This is a genomic window from Fibrella aestuarina BUZ 2 (assembly GCF_000331105.1).
In the GTDB taxonomy this organism is placed as follows: domain Bacteria; phylum Bacteroidota; class Bacteroidia; order Cytophagales; family Spirosomataceae; genus Fibrella; species Fibrella aestuarina.
In genome coordinates, this window is sequence record NC_020054.1 from 383078 (window position 1) to 408245 (window position 25168).

The following is a 25168-nucleotide window of genomic DNA, read 5'->3' on the forward strand; positions in this document are numbered from 1 at the left end:
AACGGCCTTCCAGACTCTGCACTTCTTTTTTCTGCGACTTTCCCCACTTTTACGTTTATGTTTTCCGATGACTATTTCATGGCTATGGCATTGACCCTGGCCGAAGAAGCGGGCGAAGCGGGTGAGATCCCGGTGGGTGCGGTTGTGGTTGCGCGAAACCGTATCATCGGAAAAGGGCGTAATCAAACCGAGCAGTTGACCGACGTAACGGCCCACGCCGAAATGCTGGCGATTACGGCGGCGGCCCAAACCCTAGGCGGTAAATACCTCACCGACTGCACCCTCTACGTGACCCTCGAACCCTGCGTGATGTGTGCGGGCGCGCTTTTCTGGGCGCAGATTGGCCGCATCGTGATTGGCGCCGATGACCCCAAACGCGGATACTCACGCCTGCAGCCTTCGCCACTGCACCCCAAAACCCGAATCGAGACGGGTATCCTGGCCGACGAGTGCCGGGCGTTGTTGACGAACTTTTTCGGCCGTCTAAGAACATAAACCAGAAGGGCCGTGTTAGTTCCGATGAGTTGCGCTAGTGCCTTAAGGTGCTTTTGGCCAACATGAATCGTCAAACCTTAAACCGTGCCGGCGTACCGGTTATACACAGTTTTATGGCTTTTGTATTAGACCCGCTGCCCTACCCGAGCGATGCGCTCGAACCGAACATCGACAAGCAGACCATGGAGATCCACCATGGCAAACACCATAACGCGTACGTAACGAACCTCAACAACGCGATCGCAGGGACCGAAATGGAAAACCTATCGATTGATGAACTGGTCGCTAACGTAAGCAAATACCCCGTAGCCGTTCGGAACAATGGCGGCGGTCACTTCAACCACACCCTTTTCTGGAATATCCTCTCGGCAAATGGCGGTGGTCAGCCTACCGGTCAGCTTGCCGAGGCAATCAACCAGAAATTTGGCTCGTTTGATGCGTTCAAAGAAGAGTTTACCAAGGCTGCCACCACGCGTTTCGGCTCAGGCTGGGCGTGGCTGATCGTGACACCTGCCGGTGAACTGGCCGTTACGTCGACCCCCAATCAGGATAACCCGTTGATGGACGTGGCTGATACAAAAGGCACGCCCATTATTGGCCTCGACGTGTGGGAACACGCCTATTACCTCAAATACCAGAACAAGCGTCCTGATTATATCGCCGCTTTCTGGAACGTAGTTGACTGGAATGCTGCCGAGGCCGCTTACCAGAAAGCCAAAGCAGCCTAGCACGAACCCTGTAAAAGGAAGCATGTAAAATGAGCTAGTCGAAAAAAATGACTAAAAACCTCGTTCTACATGCTTCATTTTACATTTTTCATTAAATTTGCACTCCCAAACACACGGTGGTTGTAGCTCAGTTGGTTAGAGCGTCGGATTGTGGTTCCGAAGGTCGCGGGTTCGAGCCCCGTCTCCCACCCCCAAAGTCCTGGCAGTTTTGTCGGGACTTTTTTGTTATTGACTAAGCTCTGTTGTGCGTTACGAAAAGCCGATAACGATCGTTCTGGTGCTAGCTTACATAGCGGGTTTGGTGGGGCTGCACGTCCCGGCGGTGGCCCCCCTGTTTAAGCTGCTCACGCCCCTCAACCTGCTGGGTACGTTGGCGGCGTTACTTTATTTTCATACCGACTGGCAGCGTTCCTTTTATTTCTACATCGCCCTGGCCGTCCTCACCGGCTTTTTCGTGGAAGTGCTGGGCGTCGAAACGGGTTACATTTTTGGTGGCCCCTATGCTTACGGCGCCGGGCTTGGCCCCAAGGTACTCGGGGTACCGCCGGTTATCGGCATCAACTGGCTTGTGTTGACGTATGCCTTTGGCTCGATTTGCGAACGACTGCCCTGGCGCATCTACATCAAAACAGCGATTGCAGCTACCGGTATGGTCGCGCTCGATCTCCTCATTGAGCCGGTAGCCATTCATCTCGATTTCTGGACCTGGTTCGGCCGGCCGATACCTATTCAAAATTACGTAGGCTGGTGGCTGGTGGCGGCCGTGTTACTAAGCATCTGGTATGGCCTGCCTTTTCGTAAGGAGAATCGCCTGGCTGGTCTACTAATTGGTCTACAGCTTTTCTTCTTCGCAGGTAACCTACTTCTGCTTCAACTGACAAAATGATTGAACAAACTAGCCTTCCACTAAGTTGTTCATAGAAAAAACGTACATAAACGGTTGATTCTATAGGTCGCTATTGTAAAAGTTTGACCTGCTGATTAGCTTAGACGTTGCATTCTCGTATAAAGGGCAAAAAGTAGTTAAAATCGTTTGCTCTACGCTCCTCTCTCTCCATAGTGCACCGTTCTATAATCCGACTGCCCCATGAGTAATTACTCGATAAAAGATTTAGAGCAGCTTTCTGGCATCAAAGCCCATACGTTGCGGATCTGGGAGCATCGTTACAATATCATTTCGCCCAAACGAACGGATACCAACATTCGCACGTACGATGATCAGGATCTCAAGCTTGTCCTGAACATCTCGTTATTGAAGGATCACGGCTATAAAATCTCAGAGATTTCAAAGCTGTCGGTTGAGGAGATGTATCAGGAGGTCATCAAGATCTCCGATAAGCAACTTAATTACCCCGATCAGATTCACGCGCTGACGATTTCGATGATCGACCTTGATGAAGATCGGTTCGAGAAAATCATTAGCACCAACATCCTGCAATTCGGCTTCGAGAACACGATGATCCACATCATCTACCCGTTCCTAAGCCGTATAGGTACGTTGTGGGTAACGGGGTCGATTGGGCCGGCACAGGAGCATTTCATTACGAACCTGATCCGGCAGAAGCTCATCGTGGCGATCGACGGACAGGTGAGCAAGCAACGGCCCAACGGCAAGAAATACATGCTGTTTCTGCCCGAAGGTGAGCTACACGAGATCAGCCTGCTTTTTGCCAATTATATTATCCGGGCGCGGTACAATAAAGTGGTCTATTTGGGCCAGAGTTTGCCGTTCAACGAGCTTGTCTTCGCTTACAACGTACATAAGCCCGATTATATCTTCTCGGCTATCACGTCGGTACCGGCCAACCATGAAGCGCAGCTTTATGTTAACAAACTGGCCGCGCAGTTTCCGGAGTCACACCTGTTGCTGACGGGTTATCAGGTCGTAGGGCAGGATATCCAGATGCCCGAGAACGGCACCATCGTTAATAACATCGATGATCTGATCCGCATCGCCAGTACGTAGGGTTTTAAGTCTAGAAAGTCGGTTCAGAAAGAAGTCCAGCGTCTGGAAAGTCGTTTTAGAATTGTTGTCTGCGTAAGCAACACACCTAAAGACTTTCCAGACGCTGGACTTCTTTCTGAACCGACTTTCTAGACTTCTAATGAAATGAAAAAGCCCGGCTATTTAGCCGGGCTTTTTCATTTCATTAAACCTTGATTTCAACGTCGACACCGCTGGGGAGTTCGAGTTTCATCAGGGCGTCAACCGTTTTGGCCGAGGTCGAGTAGATGTCTACCAGCCGCTTGTAGGTGCAAAGCTGGAACTGCTCGCGGGCTTTCTTGTTGACGTGCGGTGAACGCAGTACCGTGTAAATCTCTTTGTCGGTCGGCAGGGGAATTGGCCCGCTTACCACCGCACCCGTTGATTTAACGGCTTTCACAATTTTTTCAGCCGACTTATCAACCAGCATGTGGTCGAACGACTTCAGTTTAATGCGAATCTTCTGATTCATAAAATAGCGGCTCGTTTAGCGATAAAACCCACCTCCGAAAGAGCCATTTACTCCGGGGCAGGAATATTGTTAGCGATGCGTGACGACTAGGCGTTGCTCAGGTACGTTCCGGTAGCAGCGCCTAGTCATCACACATCAGTCAACTAGTTGCCTTTTTCTTTCTTCACAACGCCGTCCGCGATGTTTTGCGGAACGATTTCGTAGTGAGAGAATGTCAGGTTAGCCGTTGCACGGCCTGATGACATCGTACGGAGTTCGGTGATGTAGCCGAACAGCTCCGACAGGGGTACGTCGGCCTTGATTACCTGCGAGCCAGCGCGGGTATCCATGCCTTTCATGATACCGCGACGGCGGTTCAGGTCACCCGTGATCGGACCGGTGTATTCTTCAGGCGTCAGTACTTCAACGGCCATGATCGGTTCGAGCAGTTTCGGACCCGCCTGACGGGCGGCTTCACGGAAGCCCATGCGGGCGGCCAATTCAAACGACAGTGAGTCTGAGTCGACGTCGTGGAATGAGCCGTGGAAGAGGCGCACTTTCATGGCATCAACCGGGTAACCAGCCAGCGGGCCGTTGCTCATGGCTTCGGCAAACCCTTTCTGGATAGCCGGGATGAATTCACGGGGAATCACACCACCCACAATCGCATTGTCGAATTGCAGACCAGCTTTTACTGAGCCATCTTCTTCGGGGTCGCGCGGCATCAGTTCAAACACGATGTCGGCAAACTTACCACGACCACCCGTCTGCTTTTTGTACACCTCGCGGTGCTCCACTTTCTTGGTGATGGTCTCTTTGTAGGCAACCTGCGGTGCACCCTGGTTCACTTCTACCTTGAACTCACGACGCATGCGGTCGATGATAATCTCGAGGTGAAGCTCACCCATGCCCCGGATGATTGTCTGGCCAGTTTCTTCGTTAGACTCAACTTTCAGCGTGGGATCTTCTTCGATCAGCTTACCGATAGCCTTCGAGAAGTTGTCCTGATCGGCCGTTTTCTTCGGCTCGATGGCGTAACCGATAACGGGATCAGGGAATACCATTGATTCGAGGATAATCGGGTTCTTCTCATCCGACAGCGTATCGCCGGTTTTGATGTCTTTAAAGCCCACAACCGCACCGATGTCACCTGCTTCGAGGCGGTCGATCTGGTTTTGCTTGTTGGCGTGCATCTGGAAAATCCGCGAGATACGCTCTTTGTTGCCCGAGCGGTTGTTCAGGATGTATGAACCTGACTCCAGCACACCCGAGTATGACCGGATAAAGCACAGACGACCAACGTAGGGGTCAGTAGCAATCTTGAACGCCAGCGCCGAGAACGGATCCGAAACCGACGGCTTGCGTACAGCTTCAACACCCGTATCGGGGTTTGTACCTACGATGTTGTCTTTGTCGAGCGGTGAGGGCAGCAGGGCCATCACGTAGTCGAGCATCGTTTGTACGCCTTTGTTCTTGAACGACGAACCGCAAAGCATCGGCACGATCTTCATGGCGATCGTTGCCTTACGCAGGGCGGCCAGGATTTCGTCTTCGCTGATCGACTCGGGATCTTCGAAGTACTTTTCCATCAGCGTGTCGTCGAATTCGGCAACGGCTTCGAGCAGTTTCTCGCGCCATTCGGTTGCTTCGTCCATCATGTCGGCCGGGATGGGAACAACCTCGAAGGTCATGCCTTTGTCCGACTCATTCCAGACGATACCCCGGAAGTTAACGAGGTCAACTACACCTTTGAAGCTATCCTCTTCGCCGATCGGCAATTGAAGGGGTACCGCATAGCTACCCAGCATCTCCTTCACCTGACGGCAAACGTTCAGGAAGTCGGCGCCAGCACGGTCCATCTTATTGACGAAACCCAGACGAGCTACGTTGTAGTTGTTGGCCAGACGCCAGTTAGTTTCTGACTGCGGCTCAACGCCATCAACGGCACTGAACAAAAACACCAGCCCGTCGAGTACGCGCAATGACCGGTTCACTTCAACGGTGAAGTCAACGTGGCCGGGGGTGTCAATAATGTTGATGTGATATTTCTGATCGCGGTAGGTCCAGTCAACGGTCGTAGCAGCCGAGGTAATCGTGATACCACGCTCCTGCTCCTGCTCCATCCAGTCCATGGTGGCGGCTCCATCGTGAACCTCCCCAATTTTGTGGCTTACCCCAGCGTAATAAAGAATACGTTCGGTGGTCGTAGTTTTGCCCGCATCAATGTGAGCGGCGATACCGATGTTTCTCGTCAATGATAGATCGCGAGCCATTAGCTTGTTAAACAGAGAATGTTTGTAAAAATAAGGTAGTTCAAAGGGCTTCAGGCAGTTGCAAAACAAGCCACCCCTTCAAATCAGGACGCAAAATTACTGACTTACAACGACAAAATCAAGCAAGTTGTATAAAGGTATCATCAGGAAACAACCCCTCACGGGGCACCACTCAGGCCCGTTTTTAGGGCCTGTCAAACTTCTTCATACCCAAACAAACGGATCGCCATGCAGCAACGTTAATATTCCGATAACCAATTGGGCTAGCGGGCCTATCGTCAGGCGAATCAGCCTTGGCTCGTGATACCTCAACGGTGTTCCTATAAGTCGTCAGTAACCAAACTATGAAGTCGTTCCTCTTAGCTGTCTTTTTCGGCTGCTTCTGCCTGCTGGCCACTGCGCCGGCTCAGGCGCAGTTGTATTCGTCGGCGGATTTTGATAAAAAGTATGATGGCCTCCTGAAGCACCCCGGCGTGCAGATCGAGTCGGCTGAAGCCATCAACTACATGTACAACTACAAATTCGCGCTGGCCGATCGTGAGTTTCGCTGGCTCCGGGTACGTTACCCGAGCCACCCGATGCCCTATTTCCTGATGGGCATGGCCGAGTGGTGGAAGATTGTGCCCAACACCGACGTCGAGGACTATGATGACCGCTGCCTGGCCTTGATGGATACGACCATTACCCTGGCCGAAGAGCTGTACGACAAAAGTGAAGACAAGCTCGAAGCGTCGTTCTTCCTGGCGGGCGCCTATGCGTTCAAAGGGCGGATCTATTCGGAGCGGAAGAAATGGACTAAAGCCACCTTCGCCGGGAAAAACGCGCTGAAGTATTTCGAGAAGTGCAAAGGCAACGGCGACCTGAACCCCGAGCTGATGTTTGGCGATGGGCTGTATAACTACTACGCCAAGTGGATCCCCGAGAACTACGCGCTGCTCAAACCGATCCTGATGTTTTTCCCGAAAGGCAACAAGCAGGAAGGCATTCAGCAGTTGGAGAAGACGGCCAATAACGCATTTTACACCCGAGTCGAGGCCCGGTATTTCCTGCTACAGATATATAGCATGGAAAACCAGTATGATAAGGCCTACGACATGGCCAAGTTCATGGCCGAGCAATACCCCGACAATCCCTTTTTCGAGCGCTATTACGCCCGGTCGGCATTTGTGCGTGGGCGGCTCACCGAGGCAGAAACCATCTCAAAAGATATCCTGACCAAGATTGCCGCGGGCAAGGACGGCTACGAGGGCGTCAGTGGCCGAACGGCAGCCTACATCCTGGCGTACATCTACCAGAATTTCTACCGCAACGTACCTGAGGCCAAGAAGTACTACCAGCAGTCGGTCGATTTTGCGATAAAGACCAATCAGAAAGGAACAGGCTACTACTGGTCGTCGCTACTGGGGCTGGCCCGTATCGCCGATAGCGAGAAAAACTACGATCAGGCCCGGGCCTATTACACGGAGGTGATGGACAACGCCGAGAAGAAATCGGCCCAATACCAGGAAGCCAAAAAAGCGATTAAAGAAGGCAAACAGTCCCGCCGCGAAGAACGCCGCAAGCGGAGAGAGTAATAAATGAATATTGGATGATGTACAATGTATAATGGGCTGACGCTAGATGTTTTTATGTTAGCCCATTATACATTATACATTATACATTATACATTATTCATTATTCATTCCTCACGGAATAGGCATCACTTTGCTTTCCTTGAAGGTCGACAGGATCACCATCGTCTGGGTGCTGGCGACTTCTTCGATTTCGTTGATGGTTTCGAGCATCAGTTTCTGATACGACGCGATGTCGTGTGAGATCACTTTCAGCAGGAAGTCGCCCGAACCGGTGATGTGATGGCACTCGATGATTTCGGGAATCGCCTCAACCCGTGCCACAAACGAGTCGGTAACCATCTTCTTGTGGCCAACGAGATTGACCATGACGAAGGTGGTCACGCCCAAACCCACCTTCTGACGGTCGAGTTGCGCGTGGTAGCTCTGAATAATGCCCGACGTTTCCAGTTTCTTTACTCGTTCAAGCGTAGGCGCTGGCGAGAGGCCAATTTCTTTGGATAGTTGAGCGTTGGTGATTTTTGCGTTCGATTGCAGTATGTCCAGGACTTTGCGGTCGATATGGTCTAATTTCATCACTGACAAGGTTTGCCGGTTCTGTACGTCTTTTTAATCTCGCAAAGCTAAGCACCATCGCCTGTTTATTCTAAAAATATACCGAGATTATGTGTTAAAAGGAAATAAAAGTTTGATTAACGGCAAATCAGCAACATATTATTGGGATTAGATACGTCTAATTTTTTCTACAAATTATCGCTTAGACAATTTATTGAGCGTAATGGCTCGCTGGCTTTTCGACTTAAACCGGGGCGCATTTTCGTCGTCGGTCACCGCCGATGTGGCGGCATGCTTAGTTTTGCGTCTCTGCACCCGAGCCCGCCACATCCGAAACGACGACGGTTTCATCTCCCGGCGCATCAGTTCGATCGTCTGTTGCTCGGAAAGGCCGAATTGGGCCGTAATGGCATCAAAGGGTGTACGGTCTTCCCAAGCCATCTCGATGATACGGTCGATGTCGGCGGGGCTCATGTCTGGTTGCATGCTTGTATAAACACGTAGTCGCCACAGTTGGCGCCAAAAACGCGAAGATTTATCACAATGTGGCGGCTGACGCAGGCATCATTGTACAATAATCGTTGCGGTCTTTGCGACAACCTTGGCGACTTTGCGTTTATATCCGTATGAAAATGCGCAAAAAGTCGGAACTGCCGACCAAAGTATGCCCTGTCTGCAACCGGCCCTTTAGCTGGCGAAAAAAGTGGGAGCGCGACTGGGATCAGGTCATCTACTGTAGCGATCGCTGCCGGTCAGAAGCCAAAAAGAGCACGTAAGGCCATCGAAAAAGGCCGAGAGCAATGCTCCCGGCCTTTCCTGCGACACCAATATGAATTGAACTAAAAAGATTGTTGCGAATCGGGCCAGAGCCGATTAGTTGTAGTTTGTGTTTTGGGGATCCCAGTTGATCCAGCCCTGCGTCCAGTTGGTTGTACCGAAGGCACCACGGAAGGTCACTTTGTCGAAGAATGAATCAGCACCTTTACCGTCCCAGATAGCGCCCGTCAGCAGCGGTGAACCCGTCTGCGGCAAGAAGTTGGGAGCTGTGAGGTTGAAGGTGCTGGCATTCAGCAGCAGCGTAGTAACCTGATCCGACGGAATAATTACGTTCGCGTAAGCGGCTGTGCCGAAGAAGGCCTGCGCCTGAGCGTTGGTGATGCCCGTTGTGGCGATGTTGTCGCCCCGAACAGCCGTAGTAGATGCGGTACCCGTGTTGGCCAGCACAATACCTCGCAATTGTAACGTACCTGCGTTCATGTTAGCCAACGTACCTGTACCACCTGCCGTGCCGTTATCGAGCCGTAAGCCTTCGGGATACCCAGCAATAACCGTGTTGAAAATGCTGATGTTGGTATTGCGGCGCAGGTGCATACCTGACTGATAGGCCCCGCTACCACCCGACGTGGGTGCTGAAGACGGCGTGCCGCTGAAAGCAAAGTTGCTAACGTTGGCGAAAACGGGGGCTGTTAGGGGGAGACCTACGTTGGGGTCGGTAGCCGGTTGGCCCGTGCCCGCGAAGTTATCTGATTCGAAACCGTTTGAGCCCGATTGGTCAGCTACGTTCGGATCGCGCAGGGCCACGGCATACTGCACTTTGCCTGAGAAGCCCCAGTCGGTGTCCCAATCGTCGTCGAAACCACGGTGAGCAACGAGGTACTTCGCATTAACCGTGCCGCCAAACCATTCGTACGAGTCGTCGCCCGAGTACGACACCTGGATGTGGTCGATGGTAGTACCCGAACCCACCCCATAGAAAGTCAAGCCGTTGATTTCACTTCCTGGATTCAGCGCAATACCGGGGAATTCGATCCGCACGTACTGCAACGTACCTGAGTTATCGGCAACATCAGCAAACGTACCAATCTGGCCCGAAATGCCCCCTTCGAAGCCGGTAGCTCCTTTTTGGTTGTGCGGCGCTTTACCGATCAGGACGATGCCGCCCCAATCGCCATACTTCCGCTGACCAGCTGGTTTGTTAGACGTAAACACGATCGGTGCAGTGGCCGTACCTTTTGCCTCAATCTTGGCGCCTTGCTCAACAATCAGTGTACCCCCTTTCTGTTGGCCAGTCGGATCCAGTGTAGCATCGCCACCTTTGATTACGGTACCAGGCTGAATGGTCAGCGTTGCCCCAGCTTTCACGTAGGTAAAGCCACGAATCAGATAAACGTTGTCGGCCGTCCAGGTTTCGTTGGCCGAAATGTTACCCGTTTTCTCGATTACCGACCGGGTACCGATCGAGAAGGTCTGCGTGCTGGCGACCGTCTGGCCACCCGTAGCTACAGACACTGTACCTGTTTGTGCACCAGCCGGTACACGTACTACCAATTGCGTTGATGTAGCAGTGAGCACTTCGGCAACCGCGTTGCCGCCAAACGTTACAGTGTTGCTGGCTGGTGTCGTCCCGAATTGAGTGCCCGTGATCGTAATCGTACTGTTAACAGGGGCCGTTGTGGGGCTGATGCTGGTAATACCCAGCACAGGAGCCGGTTCTTGATCGTTTTTGCAGGCGGTGAACGCAACGCTAAGTCCGAACAGGACGAGCAGGGCGTAGGCCAGTTTGCTTACTACTTGCATGAGAGATGAATTGGTTATAGTAAAAGCGGACCCTTACGGCACAATCACGCGGCGGCCGAAGGTATAGATGGCAGACAGGGTGTAATAGCTTCCGCGCCGCAACTGACGCCGGTTTTGGTCGGCATTGGCGATCTGCGAGGTCACGTCTTTGCCGATCACACCATCACGGTTAAAGTCCTCGGCCAAGCGCACCGGCTGGTTCAGAATATCTTGAATACCCAGGCGAAGTTCGAAGCGGTTGGTAATGTTCTTGGTAATGTTGAGGTCGACTACGTGGCGGGGCATTTCGTAGATCGTGGGTACGTCGACGTTACCCACGGCGAAGATCCGCTGCCCAAACACGTTGTACAGAATGTTACCCTGCCAGCCCGATTTCGGAGCGGCGTAATAAACACCAGCGTTGATGAGGTACGGCGACTGCCCGGCCAGAGGACGTTCGGCGTCGGTCAGGCCGCGGTATTCCTGAATGGCACCACCCAGATCGGGGGCTTTCACAACCTCACCCACATTTACACGGCTGCGGATCAGCGACAGGTTACCCACAAGGGTTAGGTTCTTTAGGAAGGCACTTGCCGACTCGGTAAAGCCTTTGCGAATCTCTACCTCCACCCCGTAGTTCTGGGCCGACTGCGCATTCATAAAGGTGTACGAGAGCACGTTGGGGTTTAGCAGCAACAGCGATTCGATGGGGTTACGGAAATGCTTATAGAAGCCCGTTACCGAAATCAGTTCGCCCGAGCTGGGGTAAAACTCCCACTTGGCATCCACGTTCTGAATCGTTGCGGTTGTCAGCGTCGTATTGCCTCGCACGTTGGCCAGCAGGCTGAAATCGTAGTATTCAAACGGGGCAATCTCCCGGAACTCCGGCCGGTTGATCGTCGACGAATAGGCCAGACGGATGTTCGACCGGTCGGTGAGCTTGTAGGTCAGGTTAAGCGACGGCAGCGGGCTAAAGATCCGGTTCGACACCAGTCGTGTATCTACTCCCACGATGGTGGAGCGCAGGCTCTGATCATTGTATTCACCCCGGAAACCCAGCGTTAGGTTAGTACGGCTACCCAAGTACACATCGCCGCTTACGTATGCCGAATAGTAGCTGTTCAGACCGCGATACGAGTCGACATCGCGAGTGGCATCGCGGAGCGTCAGTCCATTTGAGCCGTTGACATTGTCGAACGTAAAGGCTGAGCCGATATCTTGGGTACGGGCATTGAGCGAATTTTCACCTACCGAATTATAGCCGTAGAAACGGGCGCTGAAATCACGATTCTTTTGTTCGTAATAAACTCCCGCTTTGATGCGGTTCGGCTCGCGGTCGGTAGGATTGCCGAACGTATGCTCATAATTGGCTACACCCGAGTATACATACTCGTGAAGGCGAGAATAGAAGCGGCCCGTTTCGGTTGGCGTCGGGTCAATCGGAGTGGTAATGGTGAATGGGTCCGTGGTGCCAATAGCGCGCAGGTAGCGAGCCCGGCGCCAATCGGGTTCCCAGCGGCCCGTGTACCCGAATCCACCAATCCAGCTCACTTTGGTCAGTTCGTTGATCGTGTGCTCACCAGCGAGTTGGCTCGTTAGGATGCTCCGGTTTTCAAACCGTTCCGAATAAGCCAGCACATCATTGTTACTGGCGTAGTTCTGTCCCTGCCGTACGATCGTCTCGGTATTACCCAATTGGTTGAACAGCGTTTTCCATTCCAGGTTAAACAGCGGCGAGATACGCGCCGACCAGTTGTGCAACACACCCAGGCGCGTGCCCCGGCTATAAGTAGCGTCGTTATACTGTTGGGCTGTCGAATTGGCTACGGCCGAGTTGTCATAAAGGCGCTGGTCAACGTTGGCAAACTGATTCGTTTGCGCGTAGTTGATACTCGTCAGGTTGCTTAGGCGCACATTGCCAATATCGAACCGACGCCCCGTATTCAGGGCGAAGCGAATATCGGGCGATACCGTTGTTTGTTGCAGGCCCCAGTTGTTGGGCAGCAGGCGGGCATAGGCCGCCCGTTGCAGCGAACTGAGGTTATTGAACGTACCTGAATTGGTGGGGAAGCTCGTGGGCAATTGCTGATCGGCGCTCCAAAGACCCAGTGCGTTGAGCCCGCCCCGGTTGTGCGACTGCACCGATTGGCCCGTTGTATTGTCGCGGTAACCCAGCGTCAGGCCAACATCGATGAAATTTTGTTCAGGACGGCGTTTCGTATAAATCTTGATAGCACCACCGCCAAAATCGCCAGGCAATTCGGCCAAACCGGTTTTGTAGACGATCATCCGATCGATGATGTTGCTCGGTACCAGATCGAACGAAAATGAACGCGTGTCTACCTCGGTTGAGGGCGTAATCAAATCATTGACCAACACGGAGTTGTAGCGAGCACCCATACCCCGAATCAGCACGAAGCGGTTATCGACGATGCTCACGCCCGGCACGCGGCGGATGGCGGCAGCGGCGTCGCGGTCCTGCGCTTTCTGAATCTGCTGGGCTGATACACCCACTGCCATGGCTTTGATCTGCTTGATCTCAGCGACTACTGCAATTTCGGTGTTGGTAGTGCGGCCCGCTTTCACGACCACTTCCTGCAACTGCTGATTGTCTTCCGACAAATCCGTTTCCAGCACCGTGGCGTTGCCTGACTCGATCCGCACGTTAGGAACCGATTTGGTTTTGTACGACACGTAGCTGATTTGGATGGTGTGGCTACCGGCTGGTACTTTTGCCAGTTCAAATTGGCCGTTGACGTCGGTGCTGATACCCATCGGTGTGGGCAGCCCCATAATCTGCACCGTGGCCCCGATGATGGCATCGTGGGTTTTGCCGTCGCGGATTGTACCGCGGAGGATGCCTGTTTGCCCGAATACCGTCAGTGACAGGCAGCAGAGTGAACTAATCAGTAATAGCTTTTTCATATTGGCGTTAATCCATTATCTGGATGACGCCGCAAAGCTACCGGGGCCATGTTACCCCAATATTACCAGTAGGTTACGGCTAAATTATGATTACACCGTTTCCTTATACACACGTAACACACTGTAAATCAATAGCTATCTCTGTTTTTAGTCGGCTACACAAATAGACTATGGTGATGTCGTATCTTTACCAAACGAATTAGCTGCCATTCCGACTGTATGCGTATTATTTGCTCCGTGGGTCTCGTTGTGCTGCTGTTGGTCGGCCTGTTGCGCTGCCAACGGACCACCAAACCCGAACCACCCAAGAAGACGATAACGAGTGCCATTCCCGAACCCGTAACGCCCCCCGTCTCGATTACGGTCGCTGCCATTCCGCCCCGGCCTATCGTATCGGATTCGCTTCTGCTCGAACCGCCGATCATCGACTCGTCAGGTACGTTGCCGCCGCTCAAGCGTGAGTTTCGCGCCGTCTGGATCGCTACGGTCGACAACATCGACTGGCCGAGTAAGAAGGGCCTGCCCGTAGCCGATCAGCAACGGGAGTTTCTGGAGTTGCTCGACATGAGTCAGCAAACGGGCCTCAACGCGGTGGTCGTGCAGATTCGGGCCGCGGCCGATGCCTTTTACGCCAAAGGCAGTGAACCGTGGTCGGAGTGGCTGACGGGGCAACAAGGCCTAGCACCCGACCCGTTCTACGACCCCATGGAATTCATGATCCGGGAAGCGCGGGCGCGTAACCTTGAGTTTCACGCATGGCTTAACCTCGACCGGGCTACGTTCAGCAAAGTGGCGAGTGTTGCGCCCACCAACATTAGTTTTCAGCGCCCCAACTGGATGGTCGAGTATGGTGGCCGCAAACTCTTTAACCTCGGCCTGCCCGAGGTACGTGCCTACGTGGCCGGTACGGTCGCTAACATCGTTCGGAACTACGACGTGGACGGTATTCATTTCGACGATTATTTTTATCCCTATGCCGTAGCGGGCCAAACCTTTGCCGACGATGCGACTTTTCAACAATTCAACCCCGATGGGCTGAAGAAAGACGATTGGCGGCGGCAGAACATCGATAAGCTCATCCGGCAAATTGGCGACTCCATTCAAGTCACCAAGCCGTGGGTGAAGTTTGGCATCAGCCCGTTTGGCGTCTGGAAAAACCAGAAGAACGACCCGCAGGGCTCGCTCACCTATGGCGGTCAGGCCTTCTACGATCTCTACGCCGACATCCGCAAGTGGGCGCGTGAAGATTGGGCCGATTACATCGTTCCGCAGATTTATTTCTCGACCAAATTTGACCGCGCCAACTATAAAGTGCTGGTCGACTGGTGGATCAAAAACAAAGGAAACCGACACCTGTATATAGGGCAGGGGCCATATCGGCTCGGGCGGGGGTCGGAAGCGGGCTGGCTTGAGCAGACCCAATTGGGCGATCAGCTACGCCATAATCGACAGTATGCCGATGTGCTCGGCAGCGTTTTTTTCAGTGCCAAATCGTTGAAGAATAACCTGCTGGCTTGTCGCGATACGCTGCAGACCCGCTTTTACCAACATCCGGCCCTAGTACCTACCATGCCCTGGCTCGACGATGTGCCACCCAACCAGCCCCGCAATGCGAAAGCCGCGCCGCTCACCGATGGTATTGAATTGTTCTGGGAAGAACCCGAGCAGCCGACCGAGCTCGACCGGGTACGTTATTACGTGGTGTACCGAACGGAAGGCGTGCGTTTGCCCCGCACCACCGACCCCCGCCGGATTCTGGCGATCCGCCCCGCCGAACAGGGCACTCGCCTGATTGACCGCTCGGCCGACCCGAAAAAGCGCTACACCTACACCGTCACGGCCTTCGACCGCCTCCACAACGAAAGCGCGGCTACTTCAGTTGTGTACCGGACTGGTGTGAATTGAGGTGTTTTACACAAACGCGCCCATCACTTCTGACACGGGTTTAGCCTCGGGGAAGAAGGAAAGGAGGCGGTTCAGAATACCTTCGACGACGGCGTCGGGGCAGGAAGCGCCGCAGGTGAGCAACACCGTGATAGGGCGCGTGGCGGGCAGGTAGTTTTCGGTCACGATTTCCTGCTTCGTGGCTAGATCGAAATGGCGAATCAGCGTATCAGACAGCATCTTATCGGCCGATTCAATAAAGTAGGTCGGGAGTTTTTCGGCACAAAGCTCTACGATGTGCGACGTATTCGACGAATTGTAGCCGCCCGCCACAATGGCCAGGTCGGCTGGGTACGTTAACAAGGCATACGTCGCGTCCTGGTTGTCGTTGGTGGCGTAGCAGAGCGTATCGCGCGTGTTGGCGAAGTGCTCTTCCACACTAGCCGATCCTTCTTCCAGCCCATACTGGCGGATCATCACCAGCTTCAGAAAATCAGCAATACCCTGGGTGTCAGACGCCAGCATGGTCGTCTGGTTCACGACGCCGATCCGGCGCAGGTCGCGGGCGGGGTCGAAGCCGGCAGAGTACTGCCCGGCAAATTCGTCGTAAAACTGCTCCGGGCTGCGTTCGCCGGTGATGTACAAGGCCAACCGTTGGGCCTGTGCCATGTTTTTGACCACCACCGTTGGGGCCGATTCTTTGCTGTGCGAAAACGTGGCCCGGGTTTCTTCGTGCGTGGGCTTGCCGTGCACCACAATCGTGTACTCTTTTTTCCCGATCTGGCTCGCCTTGTTCCATACCTTTTCCACAAATGGGCAGGTCGTATTGTAAGTTTCTACGTCGAGGCCAATCTGCGCGAGTTCACGCTGGGTTTCGAGGGTGGTACCAAACGCCGGGATAATCACCACGTCGGCGGGAGTCAGTTCAGTAAACGGAATCAGCTGCCGACCCGACGTATCGAGCAGGAACTGTACGCCCCGGCTCAGCAAATCGGCGTTGACGTCAGGATTGTGGATCATCTCGCTCAGGAGAAAAATTCGTTTTCCCGGATTTTCGGCAATTGCTTTGTAGGCAATCTCGATCGCATTCTCGACGCCGTAGCAGAAGCCAAAATGCCGCGCAATCTGAAACCGCACCGGCCCGAAGTCGAGCGTCGTCGGCGTGAAATCGCGTTTAAGCTTGTCGCGTTTGCGGCGATACTCTTTCAGCGGCGTAATGATGGTGCTACGGTAATACTCGGGAATGTCGAACGTTTTCATAGGTGACAAAGGTACAGCCCTACCAGCCTATTGGGTCAACATCCGGCGCAGGCGCTTCGTTCGGCATCCGATTTGCCGCCAAACGTCAAACTTCTTTCGTATCTTGGTAACTCGCCAACAGCGCCCATAACAACCTGACTGTATTCTCTGAATGAGACGATCGTTTACGCTTGCTTTTGTCGTGGCTGCCACCTTCGGGTCGGTCGCTTTTTTACCCGTCAACCCGCTTCGGCCGTCGCTGGAGAAGGTGTTCGAACGCATCAACCAAGAGGTGATGCAACATGGGCAGGCCTACGAAACCCTGGCCGATGCTTCTACCCGGATCGGCCATCGCCTGACGGGCAGCCCCAACGGTGCCAAAGCCGAAGAGTACGCGTTTAATCTGCTCCGGTCCTACGGGTTCAAAGACGTGCGCTACGATTCGTTCGAGGTTGAATCGTGGATGCGCGACACCTGTACACTATCTATTGTGCCCAACAAGTCAGACAATTACCGCGACGTGCGGGTGGTTTCGCTGGCGCACTCGCCCGTGGATGCGCACGTTCGGGGCGAAATCATCGACGTGGGCAACGGGCTGGAAGGGGATTTTGCCGCCCTGAAAGATCAGATCAAAGGAAAAATCGCGCTGGTTAATATCGGCCTGTCGAACCCGACGAAAGGCGCGCGCAACCTGCACCGCTCCGAAAAAACGGCCCTCGCCATTCAGCACGGCGCCAAAGGCGTGATTATGGTCAATCTGGTGCCGGGTAATGTGCTGCTCACCGGTACGGCTTCGGTGACGGGTAAGCTGATTCCGGTACCGGCGGTCTGTATTTCCTACGAAAGCGGACAGGCACTGCGAAAATGGATGACCGAAGAGCAAAACGACCACCTCAACGCTCAGATCGACATGACCAATGCAAGCCGGAAAATCAAGGCCCGCAACGTGGTGGCGACGCTACCCGGTTCGAAATACCCGAACGAGAAAATCGTGATCGGCGGCCACCTCGACTCCTGGGATCTGGCAACGGGCGCGATCGACAACGGCATCGGCTCGTTTTCGGTGATGGACATTGCCCGGACGTTCAAAGCGCTGAAACTGAAGCCCGCCCGCACCATCGAATTTGTCTTGTTTATGGGCGAAGAACAGGGACTCCTGGGCTCACGGGCAATGGTCGAAGCCTACAAAAAGGCGAACAAACTCGATCAGGTACGTTACGTGCTGAACCTCGACATGACGAATAACCCGGTGGGTTTCAATGCCTTTGGCCGGGAAGAGATCATTCCGCTACTAAAAACGGTGGGCGAAGCGATCCAAAAAACCGATACCGGCTTTGCCAACACACTGACCAATCAGGCAGGCCTTCATTCTGACCATCAGCCGTTTATGATCGAGGGTGTACCCATAATCGGTATGAACGGCAACCTGGCCCGCGAAGTGCTCGACTGCTACCACGCCAACTGTGATCGCATCAACCTGGTCGACAAGGCGCAGCTAACCAACACCGTGCGGTACAGCGCCATGTTGCTCTACGCCCTCGCCGACGCCAGCGACATTCCGACCCGCCGTTTTGATGACACCCGCACTCGCGATTACCTCATCGCGCAGGGCCTCCGCACCCCCCTCCAGATTGCCAACGAGTGGCGCTGGAAGGAGTAAGATGAATGAATAATGTATCGTGTAGAATGAATAATGGGCTGGCGCGCCTTACTCTTGCGCCAGCCCATTATTCATTCTACACGATACATTATTCATTCAATTCCCACTCGGCATCCCCGATAGCTGGAAGCTGGCGATTTTCCAGTTATTGCCGACTTTCACACAAGTGGCGATAAAGACCACATTGGCGTTGAAACTGGTGCCCTGTAGCGCCCCCTTAAATTTTGAGTCGCCCGTCACGATCGCTATATTACCGTTGTAAGTCCGGCTGCGTACGTTGTTGGCAGGCATGGTTTCGGTCACCAGATAGGCCCCGCTCAACGCCTGGCTTAAGAGATCCCGGTCGGCGGTTTGCCCATCGAAACTGGTAATCGTAAAGTCGTCGGTGGTGAGGGCGGTCATGGCTGTTGCGTCTTCGGCTTCGATTGCCTTACAGAAAGCCGTCGCCAAACCCGCAGGCTCGGTAGCCGCCGTCTGAGCAAAAGCGCCGACGGTTGTCAGCAACGTACCCACCAGAAATAGTATTTTTTTCATAAAAAACGAGACACATTTGATTTCTGGTAAAAGTCGGCAGTTGACTGCTTATTTCCAACGGGTATTGGATAAGCGACGCAAGGCTTAATCGACACGTTATATAGCCTTCTGCTTTAGACCAATCCTTCCCGCAATAAATCGTGCAGGTGCACAAACCCGACTAATTGATTGGGCGGTGCCGAGACTAACACCTGCGTGATATTGCGCGATTGCATGACCTCCAACGCCGCCACGGCATAGTCGTCGGGCGAAACACAGACAGGGTTCACCGTCATGATGTCGCGCGCGCAGAGGTGGTGATAATTGTCGTACTGACTCACCATGCGCCGTACGTCGCCGTCCGTGATAATGCCCAGCAACGTACCTGACGGGATGGGCCTTCCCGAATCTGTTTGGCCCGATACGTCCAGCACAGCCGCCGCGCCCAGCCGCCCGGCTGACATCGTCATCATGGTATCGTGGATGCTGGTATGGGGCAGCACGTAGGGACATTGATTATTCGGAAACAGATCGCTCACTTTTAGGTACAATTTCTTCCCTAAAGCGCCACCAGGGTGGTACCGGGCAAAATCCTGCCGGGTAAAGCCGCGGGCCGTGAGCAGGGCAATCGCCAGCGCGTCGCCCAGCGCCAGTGCCACCGTCGTGCTCGTGGTTGGGGCCAAGTTGAGCGGATCGGCCTCGCGGTCGGCGGGGGCCAGCAAAACAAAATCGGCCTGCTTGGCCAGATACGAGTCGGCCTCGCCCACCAGCGCGACGAGTTTGGCACCCGTGCGGTGAATGAGCGGCACCAGCACCTTTATTTCGGCGGTGTTACCACTCTTCGAAATGGCCATAACCATATCGGTTGCCTGCACCATGCCCAGATCGCCATGAATGGCGTCGGCAGCGTGCATAAACAAGGCAGGCGTGCCGGTCGAATTAAGCGTGGCCACGATCTTTTGCCCGATCAGCGCACTCTTTCCGACGCCCGTAATCACCACCCGCCCGGTCAGCTGACGAATCGCCTCGACGCACTGCTCAAATGACTCGCCGATGTGGGCGGTGGCGGCGCGAATGGCCTCAGCCTCGGCCAGCATAACATCGCGGGCAATGGATTGCCAATTTTTTGTTAGTTTCAATCTCAAGAACTGCTTTGATACGGGCAATGGGTTGTAAATTCGCTTTACCCGTAGAAGTAAACACCGATACGTCTTACTTTATCAGCGTATTGTTAAAGTTAACTAAGTGGTGACTCTACAGGGTTTGTCTGTTTGTTGCTTTGCCAACAAGCCGCTTCATCGACAACAAACCCAGTAGGGATTCGCAAAGATAGAAACGCACACAAGCTCCAACCACCTTCCTTAAGTAGCGTACCATGATGCAAATTGACCAGTCTATCCAGACAACATTGAAGGAGCGGCTGAAAGAAATTTTTGGATTCAGCCAATTTCGGGGCGACCAGGAAACGATTATTCATAATATCCTGGCAGGCAAAAACACCTTTGTCATCATGCCCACCGGGGCAGGCAAATCGCTTTGCTATCAGCTGCCCGCTATCGCTTCGGAAGGTACTGCCATCGTGATCTCGCCGCTGATTGCCCTGATGAAGAATCAGGTCGATCAACTTAATGCCTTTGGTATAAACGCGCAATTTCTGAACTCGACGCTCTCGAAAACCGAGATGACCAAGGTAAAGAAAGATACGCTCAACGGCACCCTCAAGCTCCTTTACATCGCGCCTGAGTCGCTCACGAAAGAGGAGAATCTCGATTTTCTGAAGAAGGCCGTCATCTCCTTTGTCGCCATCGACGAGGCACACTGTATCTCGGAATGGGGGCACGATTTCCGGCCGGAATACCGCAAAATCAGGGGTATTGTCGACAACATCGGGCATCACTCGGGCCGCATGGGCCTGCCCGTCATTGCCCTCACGGCCACCGCTACGCCCAAAGTGCAGCAGGATATTCAGAAGAACCTGAATATGGAAGATGCCGACGTGTTCAAGACGTCGTTCAACCGCAAAAACCTGTATTACGAGATCAAACCGAAGGTCGATGCCAAGAAGGCCCTGATCAAATACGTCAAGCACAACAAGGGTAAATCGGGCATTGTGTATTGCCTGAGCCGCAAAACCGCCGAAGACATTGCCGAATTGCTGCGGGTCAACGACGTGCGGGCCCTCCCCTACCACGCCGGCCTCGACCCACAGACCCGCATCGCCAACCAGGATGCGTTTCTGAACGAGGAAGTTGACGTGGTATGCGCGACCATCGCCTTTGGCATGGGTATCGACAAGCCCGACGTTCGGTTCGTAATTCACTACGACGCGCCCAAGTCGCTCGAAGGGTATTATCAGGAAACGGGCCGCGCTGGCCGCGATGGGCTGGAAGGCAACTGCATCATGTTCTACAGCTACGACGACATCGTGAAGCTGGAGAAATTCAACAAAGACAAGCCCGTTACCGAGCGCGACAACGCCAAGCACCTGTTGCAGGAGATGGTGTCGTATGCCAACCTCGGGGTGTGCCGCCGTCGGCAGTTGCTGGGTTACTTTGGCGAATACATGGAAAAGGATTGTGGCTTCTGCGACAACTGCCTTAAACCCACGCCCAAGTTTAAAGCGCAGGCCGAGATTATTCTGGCGTTACAAACGGTTTTGCAAACCGATCAGCGCTTCGACGTAAGCCACCTCGCCGACGTGTTGACCGCCACTGACAATCAGTACATTACCAGCTACGAGCACGACAAACTGGAGCTCTATGGCAAGGGTAAGTCGTTCAGCGAAGATTGCAACGTCTGGTGTTCGCTCATCAAGCAGATCACCATTCTGGGTTTCCTCGAAAAAGACGTCGACAACTACGGCGTGCTGCGCGTTACGCAGAAGGGGATGAACTACATCGAGGACCCCTATCCGGTGATGCTCTCGACCGACCACGACTACGAGCAGGCCGAAGCCGACGCCAAAGAGGAAGACAACAACGAGGCAACGGCCGGCAGCGGCGGCAACGCCTACGACGAAGAACTGCTGGGGCTGCTGAAGGCGCTGCGGAAGAAAGTTGCCAAGGAGAAAAACCTGCCTCCCTACGTGATCTTCCAGGACCCTTCTATGGAGGAGATGGCGACAACGTACCCAACCACGCGCGAAGAGATGGCGCAGATCAACGGCGTGGGTATGGGCAAGGTGCAGAAATTCGGCAAGCCGTTTATCGACCTGATTACCAAATACGTTGAAGAAAACGACATCGAAACGGCCAAAGACGTCGTTGTGAAGTCGACCGTCAACAAGTCGAAGATCAAAATTTACATTATTCAGCAGATTGACCGGAAGATCGACCTCGACGAAATCGCCGAAGCCAAAGACCTGACGCTCGTTGATCTGGTCGAAGAAATCGAACACATCTGCTACTCGGGTACGCGGCTGAACCTCGATTACTACATCGATCAGATTATCGACGAAGATCGGCAAGACGAGATTTTCGAGTATTTCATGCGGGCCGAAACCGATAACATTGCCGTTGCCATGCAGCAATTCCAGGGCGACGATTTTACCGAACAGGAACTCCGCCTCATGCGGATCAAATTCTTGTCAGAAGTAGCCAATTAAAGTCGTTTGATGTTTGCTGTTTGTCGTTTGACGTTGTTCCACACCCATACATGACTTGGTTCTGAGCAGCGTAACGCCAGACATCAGACGTTAAACATCAAACCCTAAAAATGAATATACTTATACTTGGCTCGGGGGGGCGCGAACATGCCTTTGCATGGAAACTGACCCAGAGTCCGTTGTGTGATCATCTGTTTGTAGCGCCGGGCAATGCTGGCACCGCGCAGATGGCAACCAACTTACCCATTGCTGTTACCGATTTTGCCGCTATTGCCAAGGCCATACGTACCCACCAGATCGATCTGCTGCTGATCGGCCCGGAAGAGCCGCTGGTGAAAGGCGTAGTCGATTACTTGCGTCAGCAACCCGATCTGACCACGTTGCGCATCGTGGGGCCAGATGCGCTGGGGGCGCAGTTGGAGGGCAGCAAAGATTTTTCGAAGACCTTCATGGCGAAGCACGGCATCCCGACAGCCAGCTCGCGCACGTTTACCGACGAAACCCTGGCCGAAGGCCTGGCCTACCTGGAAACACATACACTGCCGGTGGTGTTAAAAGCGGACGGGCTGGCGGCCGGCAAGGGGGTCATTATTGCCGATACCGTGGTGCAGGCGCAGGATACGTTGCGCGAAATGCTCGGCGGGCGATTTGGCGAAGCAGGCCACCGGGTCGTGATTGAGCAGTTTCTGCGGGGCATTGAACTGTCGGTCTTCGTTCTGAGCGATGGCACGAACTATAAGATTCTGCCCGAAGCCAAAGATTACAAACGCATTGGCGAAGGGGACACCGGCCCCAACACGGGCGGCATGGGTGCTGTTTCGCCGGTGGTGTTTGCCAACGACACGTTTCTTCGGAAAGTCGAAGAGCGCGTTGTGAAGCCCACGATGGCGGGCCTTCAACAGGAAGGCATCGTCTACAAAGGCTTCATTTTTATTGGGTTGATGAACGTGAAAAGTGAGCCGTACGTCATTGAGTATAACGCCCGGATGGGCGATCCCGAAACGGAAGTGGTGTTGCCGCGCATTCAGACCGACCTGGTCGAACTGCTGGTAGCCACGGCCGATGGCGAACTCGACAAGGTGACGATGCAGGTGTTGCCCCAAACCGCCGTTACGACGGTGCTGGTTGCGGGAGGCTATCCCGATGCGTATGAGAAAGGCAAAGCCATTGCCGACCTCGACCGCCTCGATGACGTAACCGCTTTTCATGCGGGCACAACCAACCTCGACGGGCAGGTTGTGACCAACGGAGGACGCGTGCTGGCGATTACAGCCATTGCCAACTCGCTCGAAAACGCCGTACGGAAGTCGCAGGAAGCGGCCCGGACGGTAACTTACGACGGAAAGTATTTCCGAAAAGATATAGGACTGGATCTGATCCGGTACCAAGACTGAAACTGTACAATGCAGAACGAACAGTGTACGATGACTAGTACAACGAGTCAGGTACGTGTTCAGTGAAGCCATTGTACAGTGTTCATTATACAGTGTACATTCAAAGATGGGATGTCAATCCTGTGCTGTTGGCGGATGCGGGTCTCGCGCCCGAACAACCGATACCGATGAGGTAGCCGTAGCGACCAAAACGGCGGGTTGTTCGAGTGGAGGCTGCTCATCAGGCGGCTGCAATAAACTAAACTCGTTTGACTGGTTGAGCGATATGCTCCCATCAAACGCACCTAACACCCGCGACGGCTATACCGTCGTTGAGGTAAAATTTAAAGGCGGACGCAAAGACTACTTCCGCAATGTGCATAACCTGGACCTGACGACGGGCGACTTTGTGGTGTGTGAGATGACCTCGGGCTACCACCTCGGCGCCGTTTCGATGCAGGGTGATCTGGTGCGGCTGCAACTCAAACGCAAGCACATCCAGATCAACGACGATACGAAGGTGATTCAGCGGGTAGCGACCCAACGCGACCTGGAGAAACACGAACAGGCCATTCTGCGCGATTTGCCAAGCCTCTACCGTGCCCGCGAGATCGTGCGTGACCTGAAGTTGCAGATGAAGCTTTCCGACGTGGAGTTTCAGTCAGACAACACGAAAGCGACGTTCTACTACTCGTCGGAAGAGCGGGTCGATTTTCGGGAGCTGATCAAGATGCTGGCGTCGGAGTTCAAGGTGCGCGTCGAGATGCGGCAGATCAGTTTGCGGCAGGAAGCGGGGCGTATCGGCGGGTTGGGTTCGTGCGGCCGGGAGCTCTGTTGCTCAACCTGGCTGACCGATTTCAAAAACATTACCACCTCGGCCGCGCGCTACCAGAATCTGTCGCTCAACCCGGCTAAGTTGTCGGGGCAGTGCGGTCGGCTCAAATGCTGCCTTAATTACGAACTCGATACCTACGTGGATGCGCTGCGCGACATCCCGACGGTCGACAAGCCGCTGGAAACGCAGAAAGGCCGCGCCTTTTTGCAGAAGACCGACATCTTCCGCAAGATCATGTGGTTCGGTTATAGTTCGGAAAGCACCTGGCATCCGTTGCCCATTGCGCGGGTGCTGGAGATTGTTGCGCTAAACAAGCAGGGCGTTGTACCCGAGTCGTTTGACGTGCTCACGCCGGTTGGTGAGAAAGAAGCCCTTTCAGCCGCCGCTCTCAACGCCGACCTGACGCAGCTGGACAAGAAATACGCCAGCCAGAACCGCAGCAGTAGCAGCCGACGGAAAAAGAAAAAACGGTAAGAGCCTCACTCCATAAAAAGCAAAAAGGCCCTCAGTTTGATGCTGAGG

20 protein-coding genes and 1 tRNA gene are annotated in these 25168 nt (G+C 53.8%); 12 read left to right on the forward strand and 9 right to left on the reverse strand.

What is annotated here, in order from left to right; all coding sequences use genetic code 11:
• Positions 1-57 precede the first annotated feature (57 nt).
• The 5 genes from FAES_RS01430 to FAES_RS01450 all read left to right on the forward strand — a co-directional run bounded on the left by FAES_RS01430 (position 58) and on the right by FAES_RS01450 (position 3189).
• Positions 58-495: a nucleoside deaminase gene (locus tag FAES_RS01430; protein WP_015329397.1), complete on the forward strand. Its 438-nt coding sequence runs from the start codon at positions 58-60 to the stop codon at positions 493-495.
• A gap of 113 nt (positions 496-608) precedes the next feature.
• Entirely contained in the window at positions 609-1223 is a 615-nt protein-coding gene (locus FAES_RS01435; protein WP_041257349.1) for a superoxide dismutase, read from the forward strand.
• Between the two features lie 115 nt (positions 1224-1338).
• A tRNA-His gene (locus FAES_RS01440) sits at positions 1339-1417 on the forward strand.
• An 83-nt stretch (positions 1418-1500) separates the two neighbouring features.
• The gene (locus tag FAES_RS01445; RefSeq protein ID WP_229364402.1) at positions 1501-2109 is read left to right on the forward strand and encodes a carotenoid biosynthesis protein; all 609 of its coding nucleotides are present in this window, start codon (positions 1501-1503) and stop codon (positions 2107-2109) included.
• A 201-nt stretch (positions 2110-2310) separates the two neighbouring features.
• Positions 2311-3189, forward strand: coding sequence for a MerR family transcriptional regulator (locus FAES_RS01450; RefSeq protein ID WP_015329400.1), 879 nt, complete (start codon positions 2311-2313; stop codon positions 3187-3189).
• A 184-nt stretch (positions 3190-3373) separates the two neighbouring features.
• On the opposite strand, the gene rpsJ is transcribed toward FAES_RS01450, so the two are convergent.
• Both rpsJ and fusA read right to left on the reverse strand, forming a co-directional pair.
• Positions 3374-3679, reverse strand: a complete 306-nt coding sequence (rpsJ, locus tag FAES_RS01455; protein ID WP_015329401.1) for a 30S ribosomal protein S10 — start codon at positions 3677-3679, stop codon at positions 3374-3376.
• Between the two features lie 143 nt (positions 3680-3822).
• Positions 3823-5931: an elongation factor G gene (gene fusA, locus FAES_RS01460; protein WP_015329402.1), complete on the reverse strand. Its 2109-nt coding sequence runs from the start codon at positions 5929-5931 to the stop codon at positions 3823-3825.
• 344 nt (positions 5932-6275) lie between these two features.
• Between fusA and FAES_RS01465 the strand changes: the two genes are divergently transcribed.
• Complete coding sequence (locus FAES_RS01465) at positions 6276-7505, forward strand: tetratricopeptide repeat protein (protein WP_015329403.1); 1230 nt, start codon at positions 6276-6278, stop codon at positions 7503-7505.
• 111 nt (positions 7506-7616) lie between these two features.
• Here the strand turns inward: FAES_RS01465 and FAES_RS01470 are convergent, their stop codons facing one another.
• Entirely contained in the window at positions 7617-8078 is a 462-nt protein-coding gene (locus FAES_RS01470; RefSeq protein ID WP_015329404.1) for an Lrp/AsnC family transcriptional regulator, read from the reverse strand.
• Between the two features lie 174 nt (positions 8079-8252).
• Positions 8253-8543, reverse strand: a complete 291-nt coding sequence (locus FAES_RS01475; protein WP_015329405.1) for a TIGR03643 family protein — start codon at positions 8541-8543, stop codon at positions 8253-8255.
• A gap of 140 nt (positions 8544-8683) precedes the next feature.
• Here FAES_RS01475 and FAES_RS29470 point away from each other — a divergent pair, with 140 nt between their 5' ends.
• On the forward strand, positions 8684-8833 hold the full coding sequence (locus FAES_RS29470) for a DUF2256 domain-containing protein (protein WP_148289273.1): 150 nt from the start codon (positions 8684-8686) through the stop codon (positions 8831-8833).
• Positions 8834-8930: 97 nt separating this feature from the next.
• Here FAES_RS29470 and FAES_RS01480 read toward each other — a convergent pair whose 3' ends face one another.
• Both FAES_RS01480 and FAES_RS01485 read right to left on the reverse strand, forming a co-directional pair.
• A complete protein-coding gene (locus FAES_RS01480; protein ID WP_015329407.1) occupies positions 8931-10634 on the reverse strand; it encodes an IPT/TIG domain-containing protein in 1704 nt (567 codons plus the stop codon).
• A 33-nt stretch (positions 10635-10667) separates the two neighbouring features.
• Complete coding sequence (locus tag FAES_RS01485; protein ID WP_015329408.1) at positions 10668-13538, reverse strand: TonB-dependent receptor; 2871 nt, start codon at positions 13536-13538, stop codon at positions 10668-10670.
• A 219-nt stretch (positions 13539-13757) separates the two neighbouring features.
• Here FAES_RS01485 and FAES_RS01490 point away from each other — a divergent pair, with 219 nt between their 5' ends.
• A complete protein-coding gene (locus tag FAES_RS01490; RefSeq protein ID WP_015329409.1) occupies positions 13758-15443 on the forward strand; it encodes a glycoside hydrolase family 10-like protein in 1686 nt (561 codons plus the stop codon).
• Positions 15444-15449: 6 nt separating this feature from the next.
• Here the strand turns inward: FAES_RS01490 and FAES_RS01495 are convergent, their stop codons facing one another.
• Complete coding sequence (locus tag FAES_RS01495; protein ID WP_015329410.1) at positions 15450-16682, reverse strand: 4-hydroxy-3-methylbut-2-enyl diphosphate reductase; 1233 nt, start codon at positions 16680-16682, stop codon at positions 15450-15452.
• A gap of 151 nt (positions 16683-16833) precedes the next feature.
• On the opposite strand from FAES_RS01495, the gene FAES_RS01500 reads away from it, so the two are divergent.
• On the forward strand, positions 16834-18321 hold the full coding sequence (locus FAES_RS01500) for a M20/M25/M40 family metallo-hydrolase (RefSeq protein ID WP_015329411.1): 1488 nt from the start codon (positions 16834-16836) through the stop codon (positions 18319-18321).
• A gap of 96 nt (positions 18322-18417) precedes the next feature.
• Here FAES_RS01500 and FAES_RS01505 read toward each other — a convergent pair whose 3' ends face one another.
• The gene (locus tag FAES_RS01505; protein ID WP_015329412.1) at positions 18418-18855 is read right to left on the reverse strand and encodes a nuclear transport factor 2 family protein; all 438 of its coding nucleotides are present in this window, start codon (positions 18853-18855) and stop codon (positions 18418-18420) included.
• A gap of 113 nt (positions 18856-18968) precedes the next feature.
• Positions 18969-19973, reverse strand: a complete 1005-nt coding sequence (locus FAES_RS01510) for a KpsF/GutQ family sugar-phosphate isomerase (RefSeq protein ID WP_041257352.1) — start codon at positions 19971-19973, stop codon at positions 18969-18971.
• Between the two features lie 236 nt (positions 19974-20209).
• Between FAES_RS01510 and recQ the strand changes: the two genes are divergently transcribed.
• The 3 genes from recQ (at position 20210) to FAES_RS01525 (ending at position 25120) form a co-directional block, all read left to right on the forward strand.
• Complete coding sequence (gene recQ, locus FAES_RS01515) at positions 20210-22438, forward strand: DNA helicase RecQ (protein WP_015329414.1); 2229 nt, start codon at positions 20210-20212, stop codon at positions 22436-22438.
• Between the two features lie 110 nt (positions 22439-22548).
• On the forward strand, positions 22549-23832 hold the full coding sequence (purD, locus tag FAES_RS01520) for a phosphoribosylamine--glycine ligase (protein ID WP_015329415.1): 1284 nt from the start codon (positions 22549-22551) through the stop codon (positions 23830-23832).
• A 106-nt stretch (positions 23833-23938) separates the two neighbouring features.
• Positions 23939-25120, forward strand: a complete 1182-nt coding sequence (locus tag FAES_RS01525) for a PSP1 domain-containing protein (RefSeq protein WP_015329416.1) — start codon at positions 23939-23941, stop codon at positions 25118-25120.
• Positions 25121-25168 lie beyond the last annotated feature (48 nt).